The sequence below is a fragment of the Sphingomonas daechungensis genome, assembly GCF_014489495.1.
Taxonomy (GTDB): domain Bacteria; phylum Pseudomonadota; class Alphaproteobacteria; order Sphingomonadales; family Sphingomonadaceae; genus Sphingomicrobium; species Sphingomicrobium daechungense.
The window spans coordinates 362,053-379,007 of the sequence record NZ_CP060780.1 but is presented as its reverse complement, the minus strand read 5'-3'; the positions used below and the strand labels follow the sequence as shown (position 1 = coordinate 379,007).

Below are 16,955 nucleotides of genomic sequence, written 5' to 3'. Positions count from 1 at the left end.
CCGTTGATTGGTTAACCGAGAGCTATACCCTACTAAATGACTAGACAATAAGAATTCGCATCGGATCGGCGCTGGACTCTCTCATTTCGCCGCTGAATCGTTAGATTTGCCAGTCCTCCGCGGGCGGCTCCTCGAAGCCTTCATGGTTGGCGGTCGTGGGACCGGCGACTCGCAGTTCCCATCGCGCTCCATCTTCCAGACTGACCGAATTGAGCACGTCCAGGCTTCGGTCGCGGACCTGGGCGAAGACCCGGCGGATGGCGCAGGTCGCCTCGTCGTGGCAGTCCCCGCACTTCTTGTAGAAGTTCACGCTGGCGCACGGGATGAGTGCGATGGGTCCTTCGAGCCCGCGCACGACCTGGCCGAAGGAAATGCTGCTGGGATGGCGTTTCAGGCGATACCCGCCCTTGGGCCCGCGAACGCTCTGGACGACGCCCATGGCCTTCAGGTCGAGCATGATAAGCTCGAGGAACTTGCGCGGAATCTTCTGCGTCTCGGCAATGCGCTGGAGTTGGACCGCGTCGCCGTGGCCCTCTTCGATCAGGTAGAGCAGAGCGCGAAGCGCATAGCGCGTCTTCTGGGTAAGCATCCCTCTAGTGTGGTTGCATCACGCCCGCCGCGCAATGACGCGCGGATGATCTTCAGAGATGCTCCGCGAAGTCCTCGAGCAGCCGCCGGTAAAGCTCGCGCTTGAACGGAACGATGAGGTCGGGGAGGTGCGACGGCTCGACCCACTTCCACGCATTGAACTCGGGGTGTTCGGTGGCGATGTTGACGTCGCTATCCTCCCCCAGGAAGCGCGCAAGATACCAGTCCTGAAGCTGACCCTTCCACTTGCCGCCCCACAGTTTCCCGCGAAGCTCGGGCGGCAAATCGTACTTCAGCCGTTCCGGGTGCGCTGCGATCCGCTCGACCAGGTGGGGTGGAATGCCTGTCTCTTCCTCCAGCTCGCGCTTGGCGGTCGCCCACGGCTTCTCGCCCTTGTCGATACCGCCTTGGGGCATCTGCCACGCCTCGTCGGTATTATCGATCCGCCGCCCGACGAACACTTTGCCGTTCCTGTTGAGGAGCATGATGCCGACACCGCGGCGGTATTGATCGTCGTCGTTGGTCATTTGCCTTCCATATCCTCCCCTGCGGTTGCAGGGAGGGGAACTAGTGAAGCTGGTGGAGGGACCCGTCCGTCAGCCTGCGGCTGCCACCTCCACTCAAAATCGAGGGGAGGAGTAAAATGACAGAAAGGTGGCGGAAGAGGAGTCAGAGTCCTAAAGAGGGCCAACGAAGCTCACAGCGTTTGTAAGGACTCCCACGTGGCGACAGCCACCCACATCATCACTGAGGAAGAAGCCGCCTCGCACCCTCAAGCCGAAGCCGTCGTCGTCCGTTTCGCGGGCGACAGCGGCGACGGCATGCAGCTTACCGGCGGACAATTCACCCTCTCGACGGCGCTCGCGGGCAACGACCTCGCGACTTTCCCGGACTTTCCGGCAGAAATCCGCGCCCCGCAGGGCACGACGTTCGGCGTCAGCGCCTTCCAGATCAATTTCGGCTCGACCGCGATCGAGACGGCGGGCGACCAGCCCGACGTGCTGATCGCGATGAACCCGGCGGCGCTGAAGGTAAACGTCGACCAGCTTCGCGAAGGCGGCCTGATCATCGCCGACGAGGGCGAGTTCTCGGCGCGCAACCTTGCCAAGGCGGGTTACGAGCAGAACCCGCTGGAGGACGGCAGCCTCGCCAAGTGGCAGCTCGTCCACTTCAACATCTCGCAGCTGACGCTCGATGCCGTGAAGCCGTTCGGCCTCGGCAACAAGGAAGCGCTTCGCTGCAAGAACATGTGGACGCTGGGGCTCGCGCTCTGGATGTTCGACCGCGACCGCCAGCCGATCGTCGACTGGCTCAACACCAAGTTTGCCAAGGCGCCGGAGCTGGCCGAGGCGAACATCGCCGCGCTGAACGCGGGCCACGCGTATGGCGAGACGGTCGAGATCGGCGGCGTCCACCGCCACCACGTTGCCGCGGCGCCGGCTGAGCCGGGTCTATATCGCACTGTCACGGGCGCGGAATCGCTCGCGTTAGGGCTCGTTGCCGGAGCGCAGCTGGCGGGGCTGAAGATGTTTTTCGGCGGTTATCCGATCACGCCGGCCTCTGCGCTGCTGCACCATCTGTCGCGCCTGAAGGAATTCGGGATCACGACTTTCCAGGCGGAGGACGAGATTGCGGCGATCTGCTCGGCCATCGGCGCGAGCTATGCCGGCCAGCTCGGCATCACCTCGTCGTCGGGCCCGGGCATTGCGCTGAAGACCGAGGCGCTAGGCCTAGCGATTATGACCGAGCTGCCGCTCGTCGTCGTCAATTCGCAGCGTGGTGGGCCGTCGACTGGCCTTCCGACCAAGACCGAGCAGTCCGACCTCTATCAGGCGGTGTACGGCCGCAACGCCGATGCGCCGCTGCCGGTGATCGCGGCGCGCTCGCCCGCCGACGCGTTCGAATGCGCGATCGAGGCGGTGCGGATTGCCACCCGGTACATGACGCCGGTCATGCTTCTGACCGACGGCTACATCGCCAATGCGGCGGAGCCGTGGAGGGTGCCGGACATGAGCGGCTACGAACCGTTCCCGGTCAGCTTCTTCGACAAGGCGCCGGCGGAGGGCGAGAGCGTCATGCCGTTCGCCCGCAACGGCGACCTCGCGCGGCCGTGGATCAAGCCCGGTACGGAAGGCCTCGAGCATCGTATTGGCGGCATCGAGAAGCAGCCGGGCACCGGCAACATCGACTATTCGCCGGGCGCCCACCAGCAGATGACCGACACCCGCGCCGCCAAGGTCAATAAGGTCGCGGAGAGCATTCCCGACCAGGACGTTTGCCTCGGCAATCCGGGCGCGAAGCTGGCCGTCGTCGGCTGGGGCTCAACCTTCGGCCCGATCCACCAGGCGGTACGGCGGGCGCAGGGCAGGGGTCAGGACGTCGCCCACGTCCACATCCGCCATATCTGGCCGATGCCGAAGAACATGGGCGAGCTGCTCAAGAGCTTTGACAAGATTATCGTTCCGGAGATGAACACCGGCCAGCTCAAGACCGTGCTCCGCGACCAGTTCCTCGTCGACGCGCGGCCGCTCAACAAGGTCAGCGGCCACCCCTTCCGCATTGCCGAGATCGAAGCCGCCATCGAGGAGGCGCTCGCGTGAAGCCGATCAATCCCTTTCCGATGATCGTCATGCTCGTGCTGGTTTGCGCACTGATTTACTGGGTCCTGTACCGATGAACGAGATGACCAAAGTCACCACCGCCAAGGACTGGGCGAGCGACCAGGAGGTCCGCTGGTGCCCGGGCTGCGGCGATTATGCCGTGCTGAAGGCCGTGCAGCGGACGATGCCGGACCTCGGCGTCGCGCGCGAGAAGACGGTGTTCGTGAGCGGCATCGGCTGCTCCAGCCGCTTTCCCTATTACATGGCAAGCTACGGCTTCCACACGATCCACGGCCGCGCGCCTGCCTTCGCGACTGGCATCAAGCTTGCCAATCCGGAACTGGACGTCTGGGTCATCACCGGGGACGGCGATGCTTTGTCGATCGGCGGCAACCACACGATGCACGTGCTTCGCCGCAACCTCGACTGCCAGATCCTGCTGTTCAACAACGAAATCTACGGCCTGACCAAGGGGCAATACTCGCCGACCAGCCGCGTCGGTACGCGCAGCCCGTCGACGCCGTTCGGCTCGGTCGATCGGCCGGTGACTCCGTGCATGTTCGCGCTCGGCAGCGGCGCGCGGTTCATCGCCCGCGGCATCGACGTCCACAAGGCGCTGCCGGACGTGCTGAAGGCCGCCCACGCGCACAAGGGCGCGAGCTTCGTGGAAATCTACCAGAACTGCGTCGTCTACAACGACGACGTCTTCGCCAGCTTCACCGAGCGCAGCGTCGCGCAGGAAAAGCAGCTGTGGCTGAAGCCCGGCGAGAAGATGCTGTTCGCCGGCGACACCAAGGGACTCGCTCTCGACTCCGAGCGGCTGTGCCTGAAGATCGTGGAAGCGGACGATCCGTCGGTCATCGTCCACGACCCGAAGAACCGCGGCGTCGCGGCGATGCTGATCGAGCTGCCGCAAGGCTTCCCGGTCGCGCTCGGCGTGATTTACGAGGACCCGGCGCCGACGTTCGAAAGCGCCGTCGTCGAGCAGAACGCCGCCGCCGCTTCGGGCAAGAAGGCCGACCTCCAGGCGCTCGTTTCCAAGGGCCAGACCTGGCAAGTCGACAAAGAGCCGCACGCGATCTGACGACCTAGCCCAGCTTGGACAATCTCACCCACTCGATGGCCGGCTGGGCGCTGGGCCAGGCCGGTCTCAAGACGAAGACGCGCAAGGGGCTCGCGGCGCTGATCCTCGGCGCGAACATGCCGGACATCGACGTCTTCTTCGGCAATGCGCCTTGGGACCCGCTGGCAATTCACCGCGGGTTTACGCACGGTATCGTCGGCGGGGTACTGTTGATGCCGCCGGTATTGGCGGGCCTGCTGTGGTTGCTCGACCGCTGGCAGGTCGGGCGCGGAACGGTGTTCAAAAGCGGGCTGAAGATGCACTTCGGTTGGCTCGTCGCGCTGTCCTATATCGGCGCGCTCACGCATCCGTATCTCGACCTGCTGACCACCTATTCGGTCCAGCTTTTCTCGCCGTTCTCAAACCTCTGGTACCATGCCGACGGGCTGTTCATCATCGACCTCTGGCTGTGGCTCGTGCTCGCCGTCTCCATCGGACTATCGAAGGAGCTGGAGAGAAAAGGTCGGCCGTGGAAGCGGCCGGCGCAGGTCGGTGTCGCGATCACGTTTGCCTACATCGGAGTGAACCTGCTGATTACGCAGAGCGCGAATGCGGCAGTGCGCTCCGTCAGTCCCCATGCCGAGGCCTTGTTCGCTTCACCTCCACCCGCAGCGTCGTGGCGTCGCGACATGGTCTGGCGTGAAGGCGATTGCTACCGCCGCAGCACCTATTCGCCGTTTGCGGGCTCGGGCCCGTCGGCAAGTGTGAACCGAACAACATGAACCTGCCGGAAGTGAGGCAAGCCATTGCGGCGGACCCGCGGCTGCGCAAGTTTCTCAAATGGTCGATCCTGCCGCAGGCGGACGTCATTCGCCGCGAGTGCAGCGCGCATGTGGCGATCGGCGACGCGCGCTACGGCGAGGGCCGCAGGTCGCGGCTGGCGCGGGAGAGCGAGGTTCCGATCACGGGACCGGGCTGCACCCAAAACCTCGACAACCGCCCGCCAAATTCATAACTGCGCGCCATGAGCACACGCGGCGCGCATCTGGTGCATGGCGATCGCGGCTTCATGACCGGCGGCAGCCTGATCGCGCGGGCGATTGCCCCGGGCGTCGATACGCTCATCGACGCCGTTCATCGCAAGATGGAGCGCGGCGGGATTGACGCGACCTTGCCCGATGGATCGCGGCGCAGGGTCGGCTTCCATCGTCCGGGCCCCGCCGCCCGCCTGGAGGTCAAGAGCTGGATGGCGTTGGTGCGGCTCGGCTTCTCCGGATCGGTCGGCTGGTACAAGGCCTGGGACCTCGGGGAGTGGACCTCGCCCGACCTTGTGCCCTTGTTCGAGCTGTTCAGCCTGAACGCGGTCACTCTTGGGACGTCGGACGGGCAAAAGGTCCGGCGCGCTGGCTCAACTCTCTCGCCCATCGGCTGCGCGACAATGCGCCGCAGCGCGCCAAGGCGAATATCGCCGCCCACTACGATCTCGGCAACGATTTCTATTCGGCCTGGCTCGACACGACGATGACCTACAGCTCGGCGCGGTTCGCCGGGACGGATGAGCCGCTCGAGACGTCGCAATTGCGCAAGGTTCACGCCTTGCTCGATCGGCTGGAAATCAAGCCGGGCTCCCGGCTGCTTGAGATCGGGTCGGGCTGGGGCACGCTGGCGATCGAGGCGGGCAAGCGGGGCGCCAATGTCGTCGGCCTCACCCTGTCGGAGGAGCAGAAGGCCTGGGCGGATCGCCGCATTGCCGAGGCCGGCCTGTCCGATAAGGTCGAGATCCGGCTTCAGGATTACCGCGAAATCGCGGAGCAGTTCGATGCCATCGCCTCGGTCGAAATGGTCGAGGCGGTCGGCCAGCGCTGGTGGCCGGCCTACCTCGATTGCATCGCGCGAAACCTGAGGCCCGGCGGCCGAGCAGCCTTGCAGTTCATCAGCATGGATGGCCGGCTGTTCGACCGCTATGCCCGCAACGCCGATTTCATCCAGACCTACATCTTCCCGGGCGGCCAGTTGCTCAACGAGCCGCGGTTCGAGGCTCTTGCCCAGGAACGGGCCCTGTCATGGGAGGGCCGCGAAGGTTTTCGGAGCGACTATGCCGAGACGCTCAAGCACTGGCGCGAACGCTATGAAGCCGCAATTGCCACCGGCCGGCTGAATGGCTTCGGCGAGCAATTCCATCGCCTTTGGCGCTATTACCTGATGTATTGCGAAGGCGGATTCCGGGGCGGCGCGATCGACGTCGCGCAGGTGACGATGGTCAAGGGCTGACGAGCCCGAACGGGGGAGGGGCGAATGAGAATCCGGGAATTATTCTGTTGGCTTGCTTGCGTGGTCTCGCTCGGCGCTCCGGCCAGTGCCCAGTCGGTGCAGGAGATCGTCAACAAGGCCCCCAACGGTCTCGCCCAGACCCCGCCGATGGGCTGGAACAGCTGGAACAAGTTCGCCTGCAACATCACCGAAGCGACCGTTCGCGCAACCGCCGATGCGATGGTCGCCAGCGGCATGCGGGACGCCGGTTACGAATATGTCGTCATCGACGATTGCTGGCACGGAGCGCGAGACGCCGACGGCTTCATCACCGCGGACGCGCAGAAGTTTCCGTCCGGCATCAAGGCGCTCGCCGACTACGTGCACTCGAAGGGACTGAAGTTCGGGATCTACTCCGACGCAGGGCGTCTCACCTGCGGCGGCCGTCCGGGCAGCCAGGGCCACGAGTATCAGGATGCGCTGACTTATGCCCGCTGGGGCGTCGACTACCTCAAGTACGACTGGTGCAACACGGGCGACCGCAATGCGAAGGAAGCCTACGCGCTGATGGCGCACGCGCTTCGGCAAAGCGGCCGGCCGATCGTCTTTTCGATGTGTGAATGGGGCACCGCCAAGCCGGGCTATGGGCGCAGAACGTCGGCAATCTGTGGCGGACGACGGGCGACATCTGGGACAGCTTCGCCAAGAACGACAAGGCGCACGACTGGGCGCATCCCGTCCTTTCGATCGTCGATCAGAACGAGCCGCTTTGGCAGTACGCCGGGCCGGGCCACTGGAACGATCCCGACATGCTCGAAGTCGGCAATGGGGGATGACCACCGCCGAGTATCGCTCGCATTTCTCCTTGTGGGCGATGATGGCCGCCCGCTGATGGCCGGGAATGACATTGCCAATATGGACGAAGCGACGCGCTCGATCCTGCTCAACAAGGACGTGATCGCGGTCGATCAGGACACGCTGGGAATCCAGGGCCGTCGCGTGGCGAAGGATGGGGACAAGGAAGTCTGGGTGAAGCCGCTGACCGGAGGCGGTCGCGCGGTGCTCCTGTTCAATCGCGGCGAGCTGCCGGTCAGGATTCAGGCGACGGCCGACCATGTCGGCATCCCCGCAACGCAGCGCGCCAAGGTCCGCGACCTCTGGGCCCATCGCGACATGCCGCGCTGGAAGGGCTCGCTCGAAGCCGAGGTGGAGCCGCGCGGTGTCGCGATGTTCCGGGTCGGTCCTTAGGGCAGGACTCGCCTGACCGCGTCTTGCCAGCCGGCGAGCAACCTGTCCCGGAGAGCGGCGTCCATCGCTGGCGCAAACCTGTTCGCTGCCGACCATGTCCGCTTCAACTCCGCAAGCCCGGACCAGATTCCGGTCGCCAGTCCGGCGTGGAAGGCCGCGCCCAGCGCCGTCGTCTCGAGGTTGGACGGACGTTCCACCGGCACGTCCGTGATGTCGGCAAGGAACTGGCAGAGCCAGCTGTTCGCCGTCATGCCGCCATCGACACGGATGGCGGCGGGCGTGGCGCAACCGTCCGCGATCATCGCATCGATCAGGTCGCGGGTCTGGTAGGCGGTGGCTTCCAGCGCAGCTCGGGCGAGATGCGCGCCAGTCGCGTCCAGGGTCAGCCCGAAGATCGCGCCGCGCGCGGTCGGGTCCCAATGGGGCGCCCCAAGCCGACGAAGGCGGGCACCATGTAAACGCCGTGACTGTCGGGCAGGCGGGTCGCCATTCCATCGGTGTCGGACGCATGCGCGATGACCCCCAAGCCGTCGCGGAGCCACTTCACTGCCGCTCCGGCAACGAAGATCGAGCCTTCCAGGGCGTAGGTGGTCTTGCCGCCGATCCGGTAGGCGGGCGTAGTCAGCAAGCGATGCTCGGATGCGACTGCAGTCCCGCCGGTGTTCGCCAGCATGAAGCAGCCGGTGCCGTAGGTCGACTTGACCATGCCCGGTTTGAAGCAGGCCTGGCCGAACAGTGCCGCCTGCTGGTCACCCGCCATTCCGGCAATGGGATTTGTCGCTCGAACAATCCCGGCGCGGTCAGGCCGAATACGCGGCTATTGTCATGGATCTCGGGAGCAGGGCTTCGGGAACCCGGAACAGTCGGCAGAGATCGCCGTCCCATTCACCGCGATGAATGTCGCAAAGCAAAGTCCGCCCGCGTTGGTGATATCGGTCGCGTGGACGTCGCCGCCCGTCAGCCGCCACAGCAGGAAGCTGTCGATCATCCCGGCCGCAAGCTCGCCACGCTCGGCGCGCTCGCGGGCGCCCGGTACATTGTCGAGGATCCAGGCGATCTTCGTCGCCGAAAAATAGGGGTCGAGCAGGAGGCCGGTCTTGGCCTGAACCTGCGGCTCGACGCCTTCGCGTTTCAGCCGCTCGCAAGTCTCGGAGGTGCGGCGGTCCTGCCAAACGATCGCGCGATGGATCGGCTCGCCCGTCGAGCGGTCCCAAACCACCACCGTCTCGCGCTGGTTGGTGATGCCGATGCCGGCCACGCGGCCTGGTTCGTTCGAACCGAGCACCTCACGCGCGACGGCGAGCGTGTCGCGCCAGATCTCTTCCGGATCATGCTCGACCCAGCCGGGCTCGGGATAATGCTGCGGCAGCTCCCGCTGGGAAACTGTCACGGGCCTTGCCGCCACATCGAACAGGATCGCACGCGTGGACGTCGTGCCCTGATCGATCGCCAGGATGTGGTCGGCCTGCATCGCGGCCGCAGCCTAACGCAAAGCGGCGGAAGCTCCAGCGGCGGTTACGACGCTTTCGCCCACTCCTTCGATTTCTCGACGATGGTCACTTCGCGCAGCAGCGCATCGACGCTTTCCGTCAGCTCCGGAAGAAAGCTGATCTGGTGCCGCGCACCGCGATAGGATTCCACCATCAGCAGCGCGTCGAGCAGGATCGGTACGACCACGCTCTCCGGATCGTCGAGCTCGGCGAGGAGCTTCAACTTGTCGATCGCTTTCTTTCTTGCGGCCTGCGGGTCGGCCAAAGCCGCCGTCCGCCCAATCATCCAACCCATGACGCAACCCTCCACTCGATTGCGCGGAGGATAGACCTTCGGCTGGGGCAGTGAAGTTCGCCCGGTCGCGGCTTCAGCGCGGCTCGGCGATACCGGCGTTATGTCAGGCGTCAGGCGCTCTCACCAATTCGCCGGTCGGGCATCGGAAAGCACTCGGCCGAGGATGAACTCGGCGACGACCTCGGGCGGCTTGACGCTCTCCGGCTCCTCGCCCGGGAAGGCCAGCTGTCGCATCCGGGTGCGCGTGGCGCCCGGATCGACGATGTGGACGCGGATGCGCTTGGTGTGCTCGGTCTCGTCGGCATAGGAGCCGAGCAGGTTTTCAAGCCCGGCTTTCGACGATCCGTATGCGCCCCAGAAGGCGCGGGCTCGTGCCCGACACTCGAAGTCACACCGATCACGTCCGCGCGCTCGGCCTTGCGAAGGATCGGGTCGAAGGCCGCAATCAGTGCCTGGCTCGATCCGACATTGAGCGTCAGGATCCGCGAATATTCCTTGGGATCGATATGCTCGACAGGGGTCAGCGACCCGAGCATGGCCGCGTTGAGCACCAGCACGTCGAGCTGCCCCCAACGCTCCGCGACGGCGGCTCCGAGCTTGCCGATGCCTTCGCCGTCGGTGAGGTCGAGCGGCGCAATCGTCGCGCTTCCACCGGCCTGGTGAATGCGCTCCTCGACCTCCTCCAACGCGCTTGCGGTGCGGGCGACGAGCAGGACGTGCGCCCCTTCGCGGGCGAGCGCCTCGGCGGTCGCGGCGCCAATGCCGCGGCTTGCCCGGTGACGAGCGCGAGTTTCCCGGAAAGGGGTTTGGTTTCAGTCATAGGTTGCCGTCATTGCGAGGAGCGAAGCGACGAAGCAATCCACTTTCGCGCTGGATTGCTTCGCTTCGCTCGCAATGACGAATTAGCGCGCCGCGGCCAAAGCCAGCGTCGCGGCCGGGTCGTTCTCTTCGACGTCGGTCAGGCGTGTGGGGTAATCGCCGGTGAAGCAGGCATCGCAACGCTGCGGCTGCGCCGGGTCGCGATTGTCGCCGAGCGCGCGATAGAGGCCATCGATCGAAATGAACGCCAGGCTGTCGGCGTTGATGTAATCGGCCATCGCCTCGACGCTCATCTGTGCGGCGAGCAGCTTGGCGCGCTCGGGCGTGTCGACGCCGTAGAAGCAGCTGAACTTGGTTGGCGGCGAGGCGATGCGCATGTGCACTTCACGGGCACCGGCGTCGCGCATCATCTGCACGATCTTCACGCTGGTCGTGCCGCGAACGATGCTGTCGTCGATCAATACGACGCGCTTGCCGCGAATGAGCGCCGAATTGGCATTGTGCTTCAGCTTCACGCCGAGGTGGCGGACTTCCTGGCTCGGCTGGATGAAGGTCCGGCCGACATAGTGCGAGCGGATGATTCCCAGCTCGAACGGGATTCCGCTCTCCTGGCTGTAGCCGATGGCTGCCGGAACGCCGCTGTCGGGAACAGGAACGACCAGGTCAGCCTCGACAGGTGCTTCGCGCGAAAGCTCAGCGCCAATCCGCTTGCGCACTTCGTAGACGGAGGTGCCGTCGGCGATGGAGTCCGGCCGCGAGAAATAGACGTGCTCGAAGATACAGGGCGGGGTCTGCCTTCGCGAACGGGCAGAAGGAGCGGATTCCGCTGCCGTTGACGATGACCAGCTCGCCCGGATCGATCTCGCGGATGAAGCTTGCGCCGATCACGTCCAGCGCGACAGTCTCGGACGCGAAGATGGTGGCTTCGCCAAGCTTTCCCATCACCAGCGGGCGAATGCCGAGCGGGTCGCGGCAGGCGATCAGGCCCTCCTCGGTCAGCACGACGAGCGAATACGCGCCTTCGATCTGCTTCAGCGCATCGATCAGGCGGTCGGTCGGGCTTGCGGCCTGCGAGGTGGCGACGAGGTGGATAATCACCTCGGTGTCGCTGGTTGACTGGAAGATGGATCCGCGGCGGTTGAGCGTGCGCCGCAGCTTCATCGCGTTCGAAAGATTGCCGTTGTGGCCGACCGCGAAGCCTCCATCGTTCAGCTCGGCGTAAAGCGGCTGGACGTTGCGCAGCGCCGTCTCGCCGGTGGTCGAATAGCGAACATGACCGATCGCGGCACGACCGGGCAGCCTGCGCATGACCTCGTCGCGGTCGAAGTTGCCGGCGACGTGGCCCATCGCGCGGTGGGAGTGGAAATGCGCACCATCATAGCTGGTGACGCCTGCCGCCTCCTGGCCGCGATGCTGGAGGGCGTGAAGCCCAAGAGCAACGAAGCTCGCGGCGTTGTCGGCACCCCAGATGCCGAAGATTCCGCACTCTTCGTGCAGTTTGTCCCGTCGAGGGACTCAAAAGGATTTGTGGTCAGCATCGTTCCCGGCCAGCGCTGCTAAGGCCCGTCATATAGGTGTCACCTTTTCGTTTGTCGCCCCCGCCGACCGTTGAAATGAAATCCTCACGGGAGTTGACGTTTACGTGAACGTAAAGCATAGGCCGCCGCATGGACGCGGAGAGGCGTTACTATTCGATCGGGGAGATGTGTGACGACTACAGCGTCACCGCTCGTGCGCTTCGATTCTACGAAGACGAAGAGCTGATTGCGCCCGAACGGCGTGGGACGACTCGGCTTTACACCGACCGCGACCGCGCGCGCCTGACCTGGATCCTGCGCGGAAAGTCGGTTGGCTTCAGCCTCAACGACATTCGCGAACTGCTCGACCTCTACGATATCGGCGACCAGCAGCACACGCAGATGCTCGCGACCCGCGATCGCTGCCGGGATCGCATCGACGCGCTTCATCGCCAGAAGAAGGACATCGACGCCACCCTCGCGGAGCTCGAAGAGTTCTGCGTCTTCCTCGACGACCGCCTGACAAAGGACAGCTAGACATGCCGACCTACACAGCGCCCGTGCGCGAAACGCGTTTCATCCTCGAGGACGTGCTGCAGATCGGCCGCTACTCGAACCTGCCGGGCTTCGCGAATGCGACTCCGGACCTGGTGCAGGCGGTCCTGGAGGAAGGCGGCAAGTTCTGCGAGGAAGTGCTTCAGCCGCTGAACCGCGTCGGCGACGAGGAAGGCTGCCACCGCAACGACGATGGGTCGGTGACCACGCCTCCAGGTTTTAAGGACGCCTGGGACCAGTTCGTCGCCAATGGCTGGACGACGCTGTCGGCGCCTGAAGAGTTCGGCGGACAGGGCATGCCGCACGTGGTGTCGACCGCGATTTCCGAGTTCCTCTGCTCGGCCAACCACAGCTTCGAAATGTACAACGGCCTGACCCAGGGCGCGATCGCCGCGTTGCTGGTAAAGGGCACCGACGAGCAGAAGGCGAAGTACCTTCCGAACATGGTCTCGGGCCGCTGGACCGGCACGATGAACCTGACCGAGCCGCATTGCGGAACCGACCTCGGCTTGCTCAAGACCCGCGCCGACCCGAACCCGGACGGCACCTATTCGCTGACCGGCACCAAGATTTTCATCTCTTCGGGCGAGCACGACCTTAGCGAGAACATCATCCACATGGTGATCGCCAAGATCGCGGGCGCGCCGGACAATGTGAAAGGCATTTCGCTGTTCCTCGTTCCGAAGTTCCTCGTCAACGACGACGGATCGCTCGGCGAGCGCAACAAGGTCAGCTGCGGCTCTCTCGAAAAGAAGATGGGCATCCACGGCAATTCGACCTGCGTGATGAATTACGACGGCGCCAAGGGCTATCTCGTCGGTGAGGCGGAGAAGGGCCTTGCGGCGATGTTCATCATGATGAACGCCGCGCGCCTCGGCGTCGGCCTCCAGGGTCTTGCGCAGGGCGAGGTCGCTTACCAGAACGCCGTCACTTACGCTCGCGAGCGGCGGCAGGGCCGCGGCCTCCACAAGGACGCTTGGGATCAGAACGCCAAGGCCGATCCCTTGTTCGTCCACCCGGACGTGCGGCGGATGCTGATGGAGATGCGGACCTTCAACCAGGCGGCGCGGGCGCTAATCCTGTGGGGCGCGCTCCAGGTCGACCTTTCGCGGAAAGCGGCGACCGAGGAAGAGCGTGAGGCGGCGGACGATCTCGTCTCTCTGATCACCCCGGTCATCAAGGGCTATCTCACCGACAAGGGCTTCGAGGCTGCGGTGCTCGGCCAGCAGGTGTTCGGCGGTCACGGCTACATCCGCGAGCATGGCATGGAGCAGTTCGTCCGCGACGCCCGCATCGCCCAGATTTACGAGGGCACCAACGGCATCCAGGCGATGGACCTCGTCGGCCGCAAGCTGGCGCAGAACGGCGGCCGCGCGGTCCGCGCTTTGTTCGCGGCGTTGGCCGAGGACATTGCGGCGGCCAAGGCAGCCGGCGATCCGGCTGGGATGGGTGCGGCGCTCGAGCCTGCGGTCGGTGAGCTTCAGCGCGCGACCATGTGGCTGGCCCAGAACGGCATGGCCGACCCCGACAATGCCGGCGCGGGCGCCTATGCGTACATGAAGCTGATGGGCCTCGTCGTCCTCGGCTGGATGTGGCTGAAGATGGTCCAGGTTTCGGGACCGCTCGCCGCCAACGGGTCAGCCGACCGCGACTTTCACGAGGCCAAGCTGATCACCGCCCGCTTCTACGCCGAGCGCGAGCTTCCGCTGGCCGGATCGCTGCGTCGTCAGGTGGAAGCGGGTGCGGAAGCCGTGATGAAGCTCCCGGAAGAGGCGTTCTAGGCGGACGCCTTCTTCTCGACGTACCAGGGCGAAAGCATCTGGACGTCGTTGAGCTTCTGCTTCTTCGGAGCCAGCCGCGACATCTGGAACGCGTTCGTGAACTGCAGGCCGAACTTGCCGGCCTGCGCCCAGCGTACGATGCCCTCGACCGGACCGGCGCCGACGATATCCATCGCAACGCGCGTGCCCGGAGCGACGGATACGTCGCACTCGACCAGCGCGCCCATGATCGAGATGTTGCGCAGGCGGACTTCCTGAACCTTGCCGTCGATCGACGCCATCGCGCGGCGCATCAGGCGCTGGCGCGGCTCGCGAAGGCACTGGAAGCCGTCGGCGACGACTACCGCCTTCGCCGCAAGCTCGCGGGCTTCGAGGCCTTCGACCGGCCGGCCGAAGATGAAGCCCTGCACGTGGCTGACGCCAAGCTCGCGGATCAGCTGGAGGTCGTCGTGAGTTTCGACGCCCTCGGCGCAGGTGTCCATCTGCAGGCTCTCGGCCAATGTCACAATGGCGCGGATGATGGCGCTGTTGCGACTGGTTGTGGACGCGGCGCCGCGAACGAAGCTCTGGTCGATCTTGATCTTGTCGAACGGCGCCTTCTTCAAATAGCCGAGCGAGGAATAGCCCGTTCCGAAATCGTCCAGCGCGAGGCGAACGCCGAGGTCCTTGAGCTTGGCGAACGTTTCATCGGTGGTGTCGCCCTCGGCAAGGAACACGCCCTCGGTGATCTCCAGCTCCACCCGGCTCGCGCGGACATTGGTGCGCGCAATGGCGTTCGAGACGATCTCGACGATGTTGGGGTCGTTGAACTGGATCGGCGACAGGTTGATGGCGATCCGCACTGAGTCCGGCCACTTGGACGCTTCCTCCAGCGCCGTTTCCAGCACCCAGGTGCCAATCCGGCCGATGAGGCCGCATTCCTCGGCGAGCGGGATGAACTTTTCGGGCGAGATCTTGCCGCGCAGAGGATGGTTCCAGCGCACCAAGGCCTCGAAGCCACAGACGTCTTCACCGGCCGCGCTGACGATAGGTTGGTAGGCGACCCAAAGCTCGCCCTTGTCGATCGCCTGCCGCAAGTCGTTTTCGAGCACCTGGCGGTCTGACGCTTCGGAGTGCATCGAGGCTTCGTAGAAGCAATGCTTGCCGCGTCCCGCACCCTTCGCCGCATAGAGCGCAAGGTCGGCGTCGCGGACGAGGCTGTCGGCGGTGCAGCGGCCCGGGTCGCCGATCGAAATGCCGACCGACGCACCGATCACCACGCGGTGACCTTCGATGCTGTAGGGGCGCGAGACCTGCTCGATCAGGGTTCGGGCGAGCGATTCCAGCAGCCCGATGTCGACCGTTCCCGGTAGCACCGCCTTGAATTCGTCGCCGCCAAGGCGCCCAACCTGCCCGTGCTCGCCCATCACCGATTTCAGGCGATCGGCGACCTGTCGCAGGAGTGCGTCGCCAACCGGGTGGCCGAGTGTGTCGTTGACGTTCTTGAATCGATCGAGGTCGATGAGGAAGAGCGCGCAGCCCTTCTGCCGGTTCGTCGCGTTGCGCAGCGCCTCGTCGAGAGTCTGGCGCATCATTGCTCGGTTCGGCAGGCCTGTCAGCGAATCGAAGCGTGCCAGGCGAGTAATTTCCTGCTCGGAACGGCGCTGCTCGGTGAGGTCGGTGCCGATGCCGCGGAAGCCAAGGAAGCGGCCGCGCTCGTCGAAAATGGGGTTGCCCGACAGCGACCAGTGAATGTCCTCGTCGCTGGCGGCGCTGACGATCACGTCCGAGAAGGGGAAGCGCGCCGACAGATGGAAGCCCAAAGTCTTGCGTTCCTCGTTCGCTCCGGAGCTGGTGTCGACCGACAGCAGATCGGTGAACTGGCGGCCGAGAAGTTCGGGCGCTTCGCACTGGAAGTCGTCGGCAAGCTGCTGCGACACGTAGGAAAGGGTGCCCTCGCCATTGGTTTCCCAGAACCAGCCGCGCCCGCTGTTCTCGAATTCCTCGACGAAGTTGAGCGCCTTGCGCGCTTCTGCGTCGAGGTTGAGCCGCTTCCGGCCGGCGGCGATGAACGAGCGCGATCCGGCGATGCTGTATGCGACCAGGGTCAGCGACAGAGCGGCAACTGCCAGCGGCACCAGCGAACCCTCGGACAGCGCGACAGCGGCGAAGGCCGAGGTAATCATGTTGACGATGATCAACGGCGGCGACTGGATCGACACGACCGCGCCCATCGCGATTCCGGCGCTCATCGCGATCGGTGCAGCCGCCATCGGATAGAGGAAGCTGTCGTCCTGGATCGCCCAGCCAAACCAGGTCCAGATCAGGCCGGCGACGGTCAAATACACACACAGGCCGCGAACGACTGCGTGGGAAGGAATGTTGAGCCGCTTGCGGTTGTAGAGGACGGCGGCCGCCAGGACGTCGATAAGGATGGCTAGCGCGGCAGGAATGATGGGGTTGTCCGCCGACAGGCCGACACCGCGCGATTTGAACAGGAACATGCAAGCGCTGGTGACGAGAATGTGAGTCACGCCAAGGAGGACCGGCACGAGCTCCAGGCCCGTGACTCGCCAATCCGACAGCGATGCTTCGTCACTCGTCTCGGGAGAGCGAAGGCCGAACCACAGCGCCTCGCTGATCGAGATGCTGGTCTTCTGCGATCCGGTTTTTTCAACTGCTCTTGCGAAGCGAGCTCTGCGCATTCCTGGGCCTTTGCTGCGGGATCGTCCCGCTTGATGCAAAGGCCCATACGCCCGCAGGCCTTAAT

General features: G+C 64.8%; 13 protein-coding genes and 3 pseudogenes. 9 read left to right on the top strand and 7 right to left on the bottom strand.

Annotated features, from left to right (window positions below):
* Positions 1-100: 100 nt before the first annotated feature.
* Both H9L15_RS01965 and H9L15_RS01960 read right to left on the bottom strand, forming a co-directional pair.
* Positions 101-589 (bottom strand): RrF2 family transcriptional regulator, encoded by a 489-nt coding sequence (locus tag H9L15_RS01965; protein ID WP_187714983.1) that lies wholly within the window; start codon positions 587-589, stop codon positions 101-103.
* Positions 590-641: 52 nt separating this feature from the next.
* The gene (locus H9L15_RS01960; RefSeq protein ID WP_187714982.1) at positions 642-1,115 is read right to left on the bottom strand and encodes an RNA pyrophosphohydrolase; all 474 of its coding nucleotides are present in this window, start codon (positions 1,113-1,115) and stop codon (positions 642-644) included.
* A 195-nt stretch (positions 1,116-1,310) separates the two neighbouring features.
* On the opposite strand from H9L15_RS01960, the gene H9L15_RS01955 reads away from it, so the two are divergent.
* From H9L15_RS01955 to H9L15_RS20715, 7 genes are all read left to right on the top strand, one after another.
* Positions 1,311-3,188 (top strand): 2-oxoacid:acceptor oxidoreductase subunit alpha, encoded by a 1,878-nt coding sequence (locus tag H9L15_RS01955; protein WP_187714981.1) that lies wholly within the window; start codon positions 1,311-1,313, stop codon positions 3,186-3,188.
* 73 nt (positions 3,189-3,261) lie between these two features.
* Positions 3,262-4,272 carry a 2-oxoacid:ferredoxin oxidoreductase subunit beta gene (locus tag H9L15_RS01950; RefSeq protein ID WP_187714980.1) on the top strand — a complete coding sequence of 337 codons (1,011 nt, stop codon included), beginning with the start codon at positions 3,262-3,264 and terminating at the stop codon, positions 4,270-4,272.
* A 14-nt stretch (positions 4,273-4,286) separates the two neighbouring features.
* The gene (locus H9L15_RS01945; protein WP_187714979.1) at positions 4,287-5,033 is read left to right on the top strand and encodes a metal-dependent hydrolase; all 747 of its coding nucleotides are present in this window, start codon (positions 4,287-4,289) and stop codon (positions 5,031-5,033) included.
* Positions 5,030-5,266, top strand: a complete 237-nt coding sequence (locus H9L15_RS01940) for a hypothetical protein (protein ID WP_187714978.1) — start codon at positions 5,030-5,032, stop codon at positions 5,264-5,266. The genes H9L15_RS01945 and H9L15_RS01940 overlap by 4 nt, the downstream gene beginning before the upstream one ends.
* A gap of 9 nt (positions 5,267-5,275) precedes the next feature.
* Complete coding sequence (locus tag H9L15_RS19300) at positions 5,276-5,776, top strand: hypothetical protein (RefSeq protein ID WP_317617562.1); 501 nt, start codon at positions 5,276-5,278, stop codon at positions 5,774-5,776.
* Positions 5,680-6,522, top strand: a complete 843-nt coding sequence (locus H9L15_RS01935) for a cyclopropane-fatty-acyl-phospholipid synthase family protein (RefSeq protein WP_317617630.1) — start codon at positions 5,680-5,682, stop codon at positions 6,520-6,522. Before H9L15_RS19300 ends, H9L15_RS01935 begins: the two co-directional genes overlap by 97 nt.
* A gap of 24 nt (positions 6,523-6,546) precedes the next feature.
* Positions 6,547-7,749, top strand: a complete 1,203-nt coding sequence (locus H9L15_RS20715) for a glycoside hydrolase family 27 protein (RefSeq protein WP_455567144.1) — start codon at positions 6,547-6,549, stop codon at positions 7,747-7,749.
* Here the strand turns inward: H9L15_RS20715 and glpK are convergent.
* The 4 genes and pseudogenes from glpK to purF form a co-directional block, all read right to left on the bottom strand.
* A pseudogene (gene glpK / locus H9L15_RS01925) lies at positions 7,746-9,220 on the bottom strand (glycerol kinase GlpK). The gene H9L15_RS20715 and the pseudogene glpK sit on opposite strands and share 4 nt — an antisense overlap.
* 44 nt (positions 9,221-9,264) lie before the next feature.
* Positions 9,265-9,534, bottom strand: a complete 270-nt coding sequence (locus H9L15_RS01920) for a hypothetical protein (RefSeq protein WP_187714977.1) — start codon at positions 9,532-9,534, stop codon at positions 9,265-9,267.
* A 120-nt stretch (positions 9,535-9,654) separates the two neighbouring features.
* A pseudogene (locus H9L15_RS01915) lies at positions 9,655-10,354 on the bottom strand (SDR family NAD(P)-dependent oxidoreductase).
* An 82-nt stretch (positions 10,355-10,436) separates the two neighbouring features.
* A pseudogene (purF, locus tag H9L15_RS01910) lies at positions 10,437-11,891 on the bottom strand (amidophosphoribosyltransferase).
* Between the two features lie 129 nt (positions 11,892-12,020).
* On the opposite strand from purF, the gene H9L15_RS01905 reads away from it, so the two are divergent.
* Positions 12,021-12,407, top strand: coding sequence for a MerR family transcriptional regulator (locus H9L15_RS01905; RefSeq protein ID WP_187714976.1), 387 nt, complete (start codon positions 12,021-12,023; stop codon positions 12,405-12,407).
* Positions 12,408-12,409: 2 nt separating this feature from the next.
* Positions 12,410-14,206 carry an acyl-CoA dehydrogenase C-terminal domain-containing protein gene (locus H9L15_RS01900; RefSeq protein WP_187714975.1) on the top strand — a complete coding sequence of 599 codons (1,797 nt, stop codon included), beginning with the start codon at positions 12,410-12,412 and terminating at the stop codon, positions 14,204-14,206.
* Here H9L15_RS01900 and H9L15_RS01895 read toward each other — a convergent pair.
* Complete coding sequence (locus tag H9L15_RS01895) at positions 14,203-16,890, bottom strand: EAL domain-containing protein (RefSeq protein WP_187714974.1); 2,688 nt, start codon at positions 16,888-16,890, stop codon at positions 14,203-14,205. The two genes, H9L15_RS01900 and H9L15_RS01895, sit on opposite strands and share 4 nt — an antisense overlap.
* Positions 16,891-16,955 lie beyond the last annotated feature (65 nt).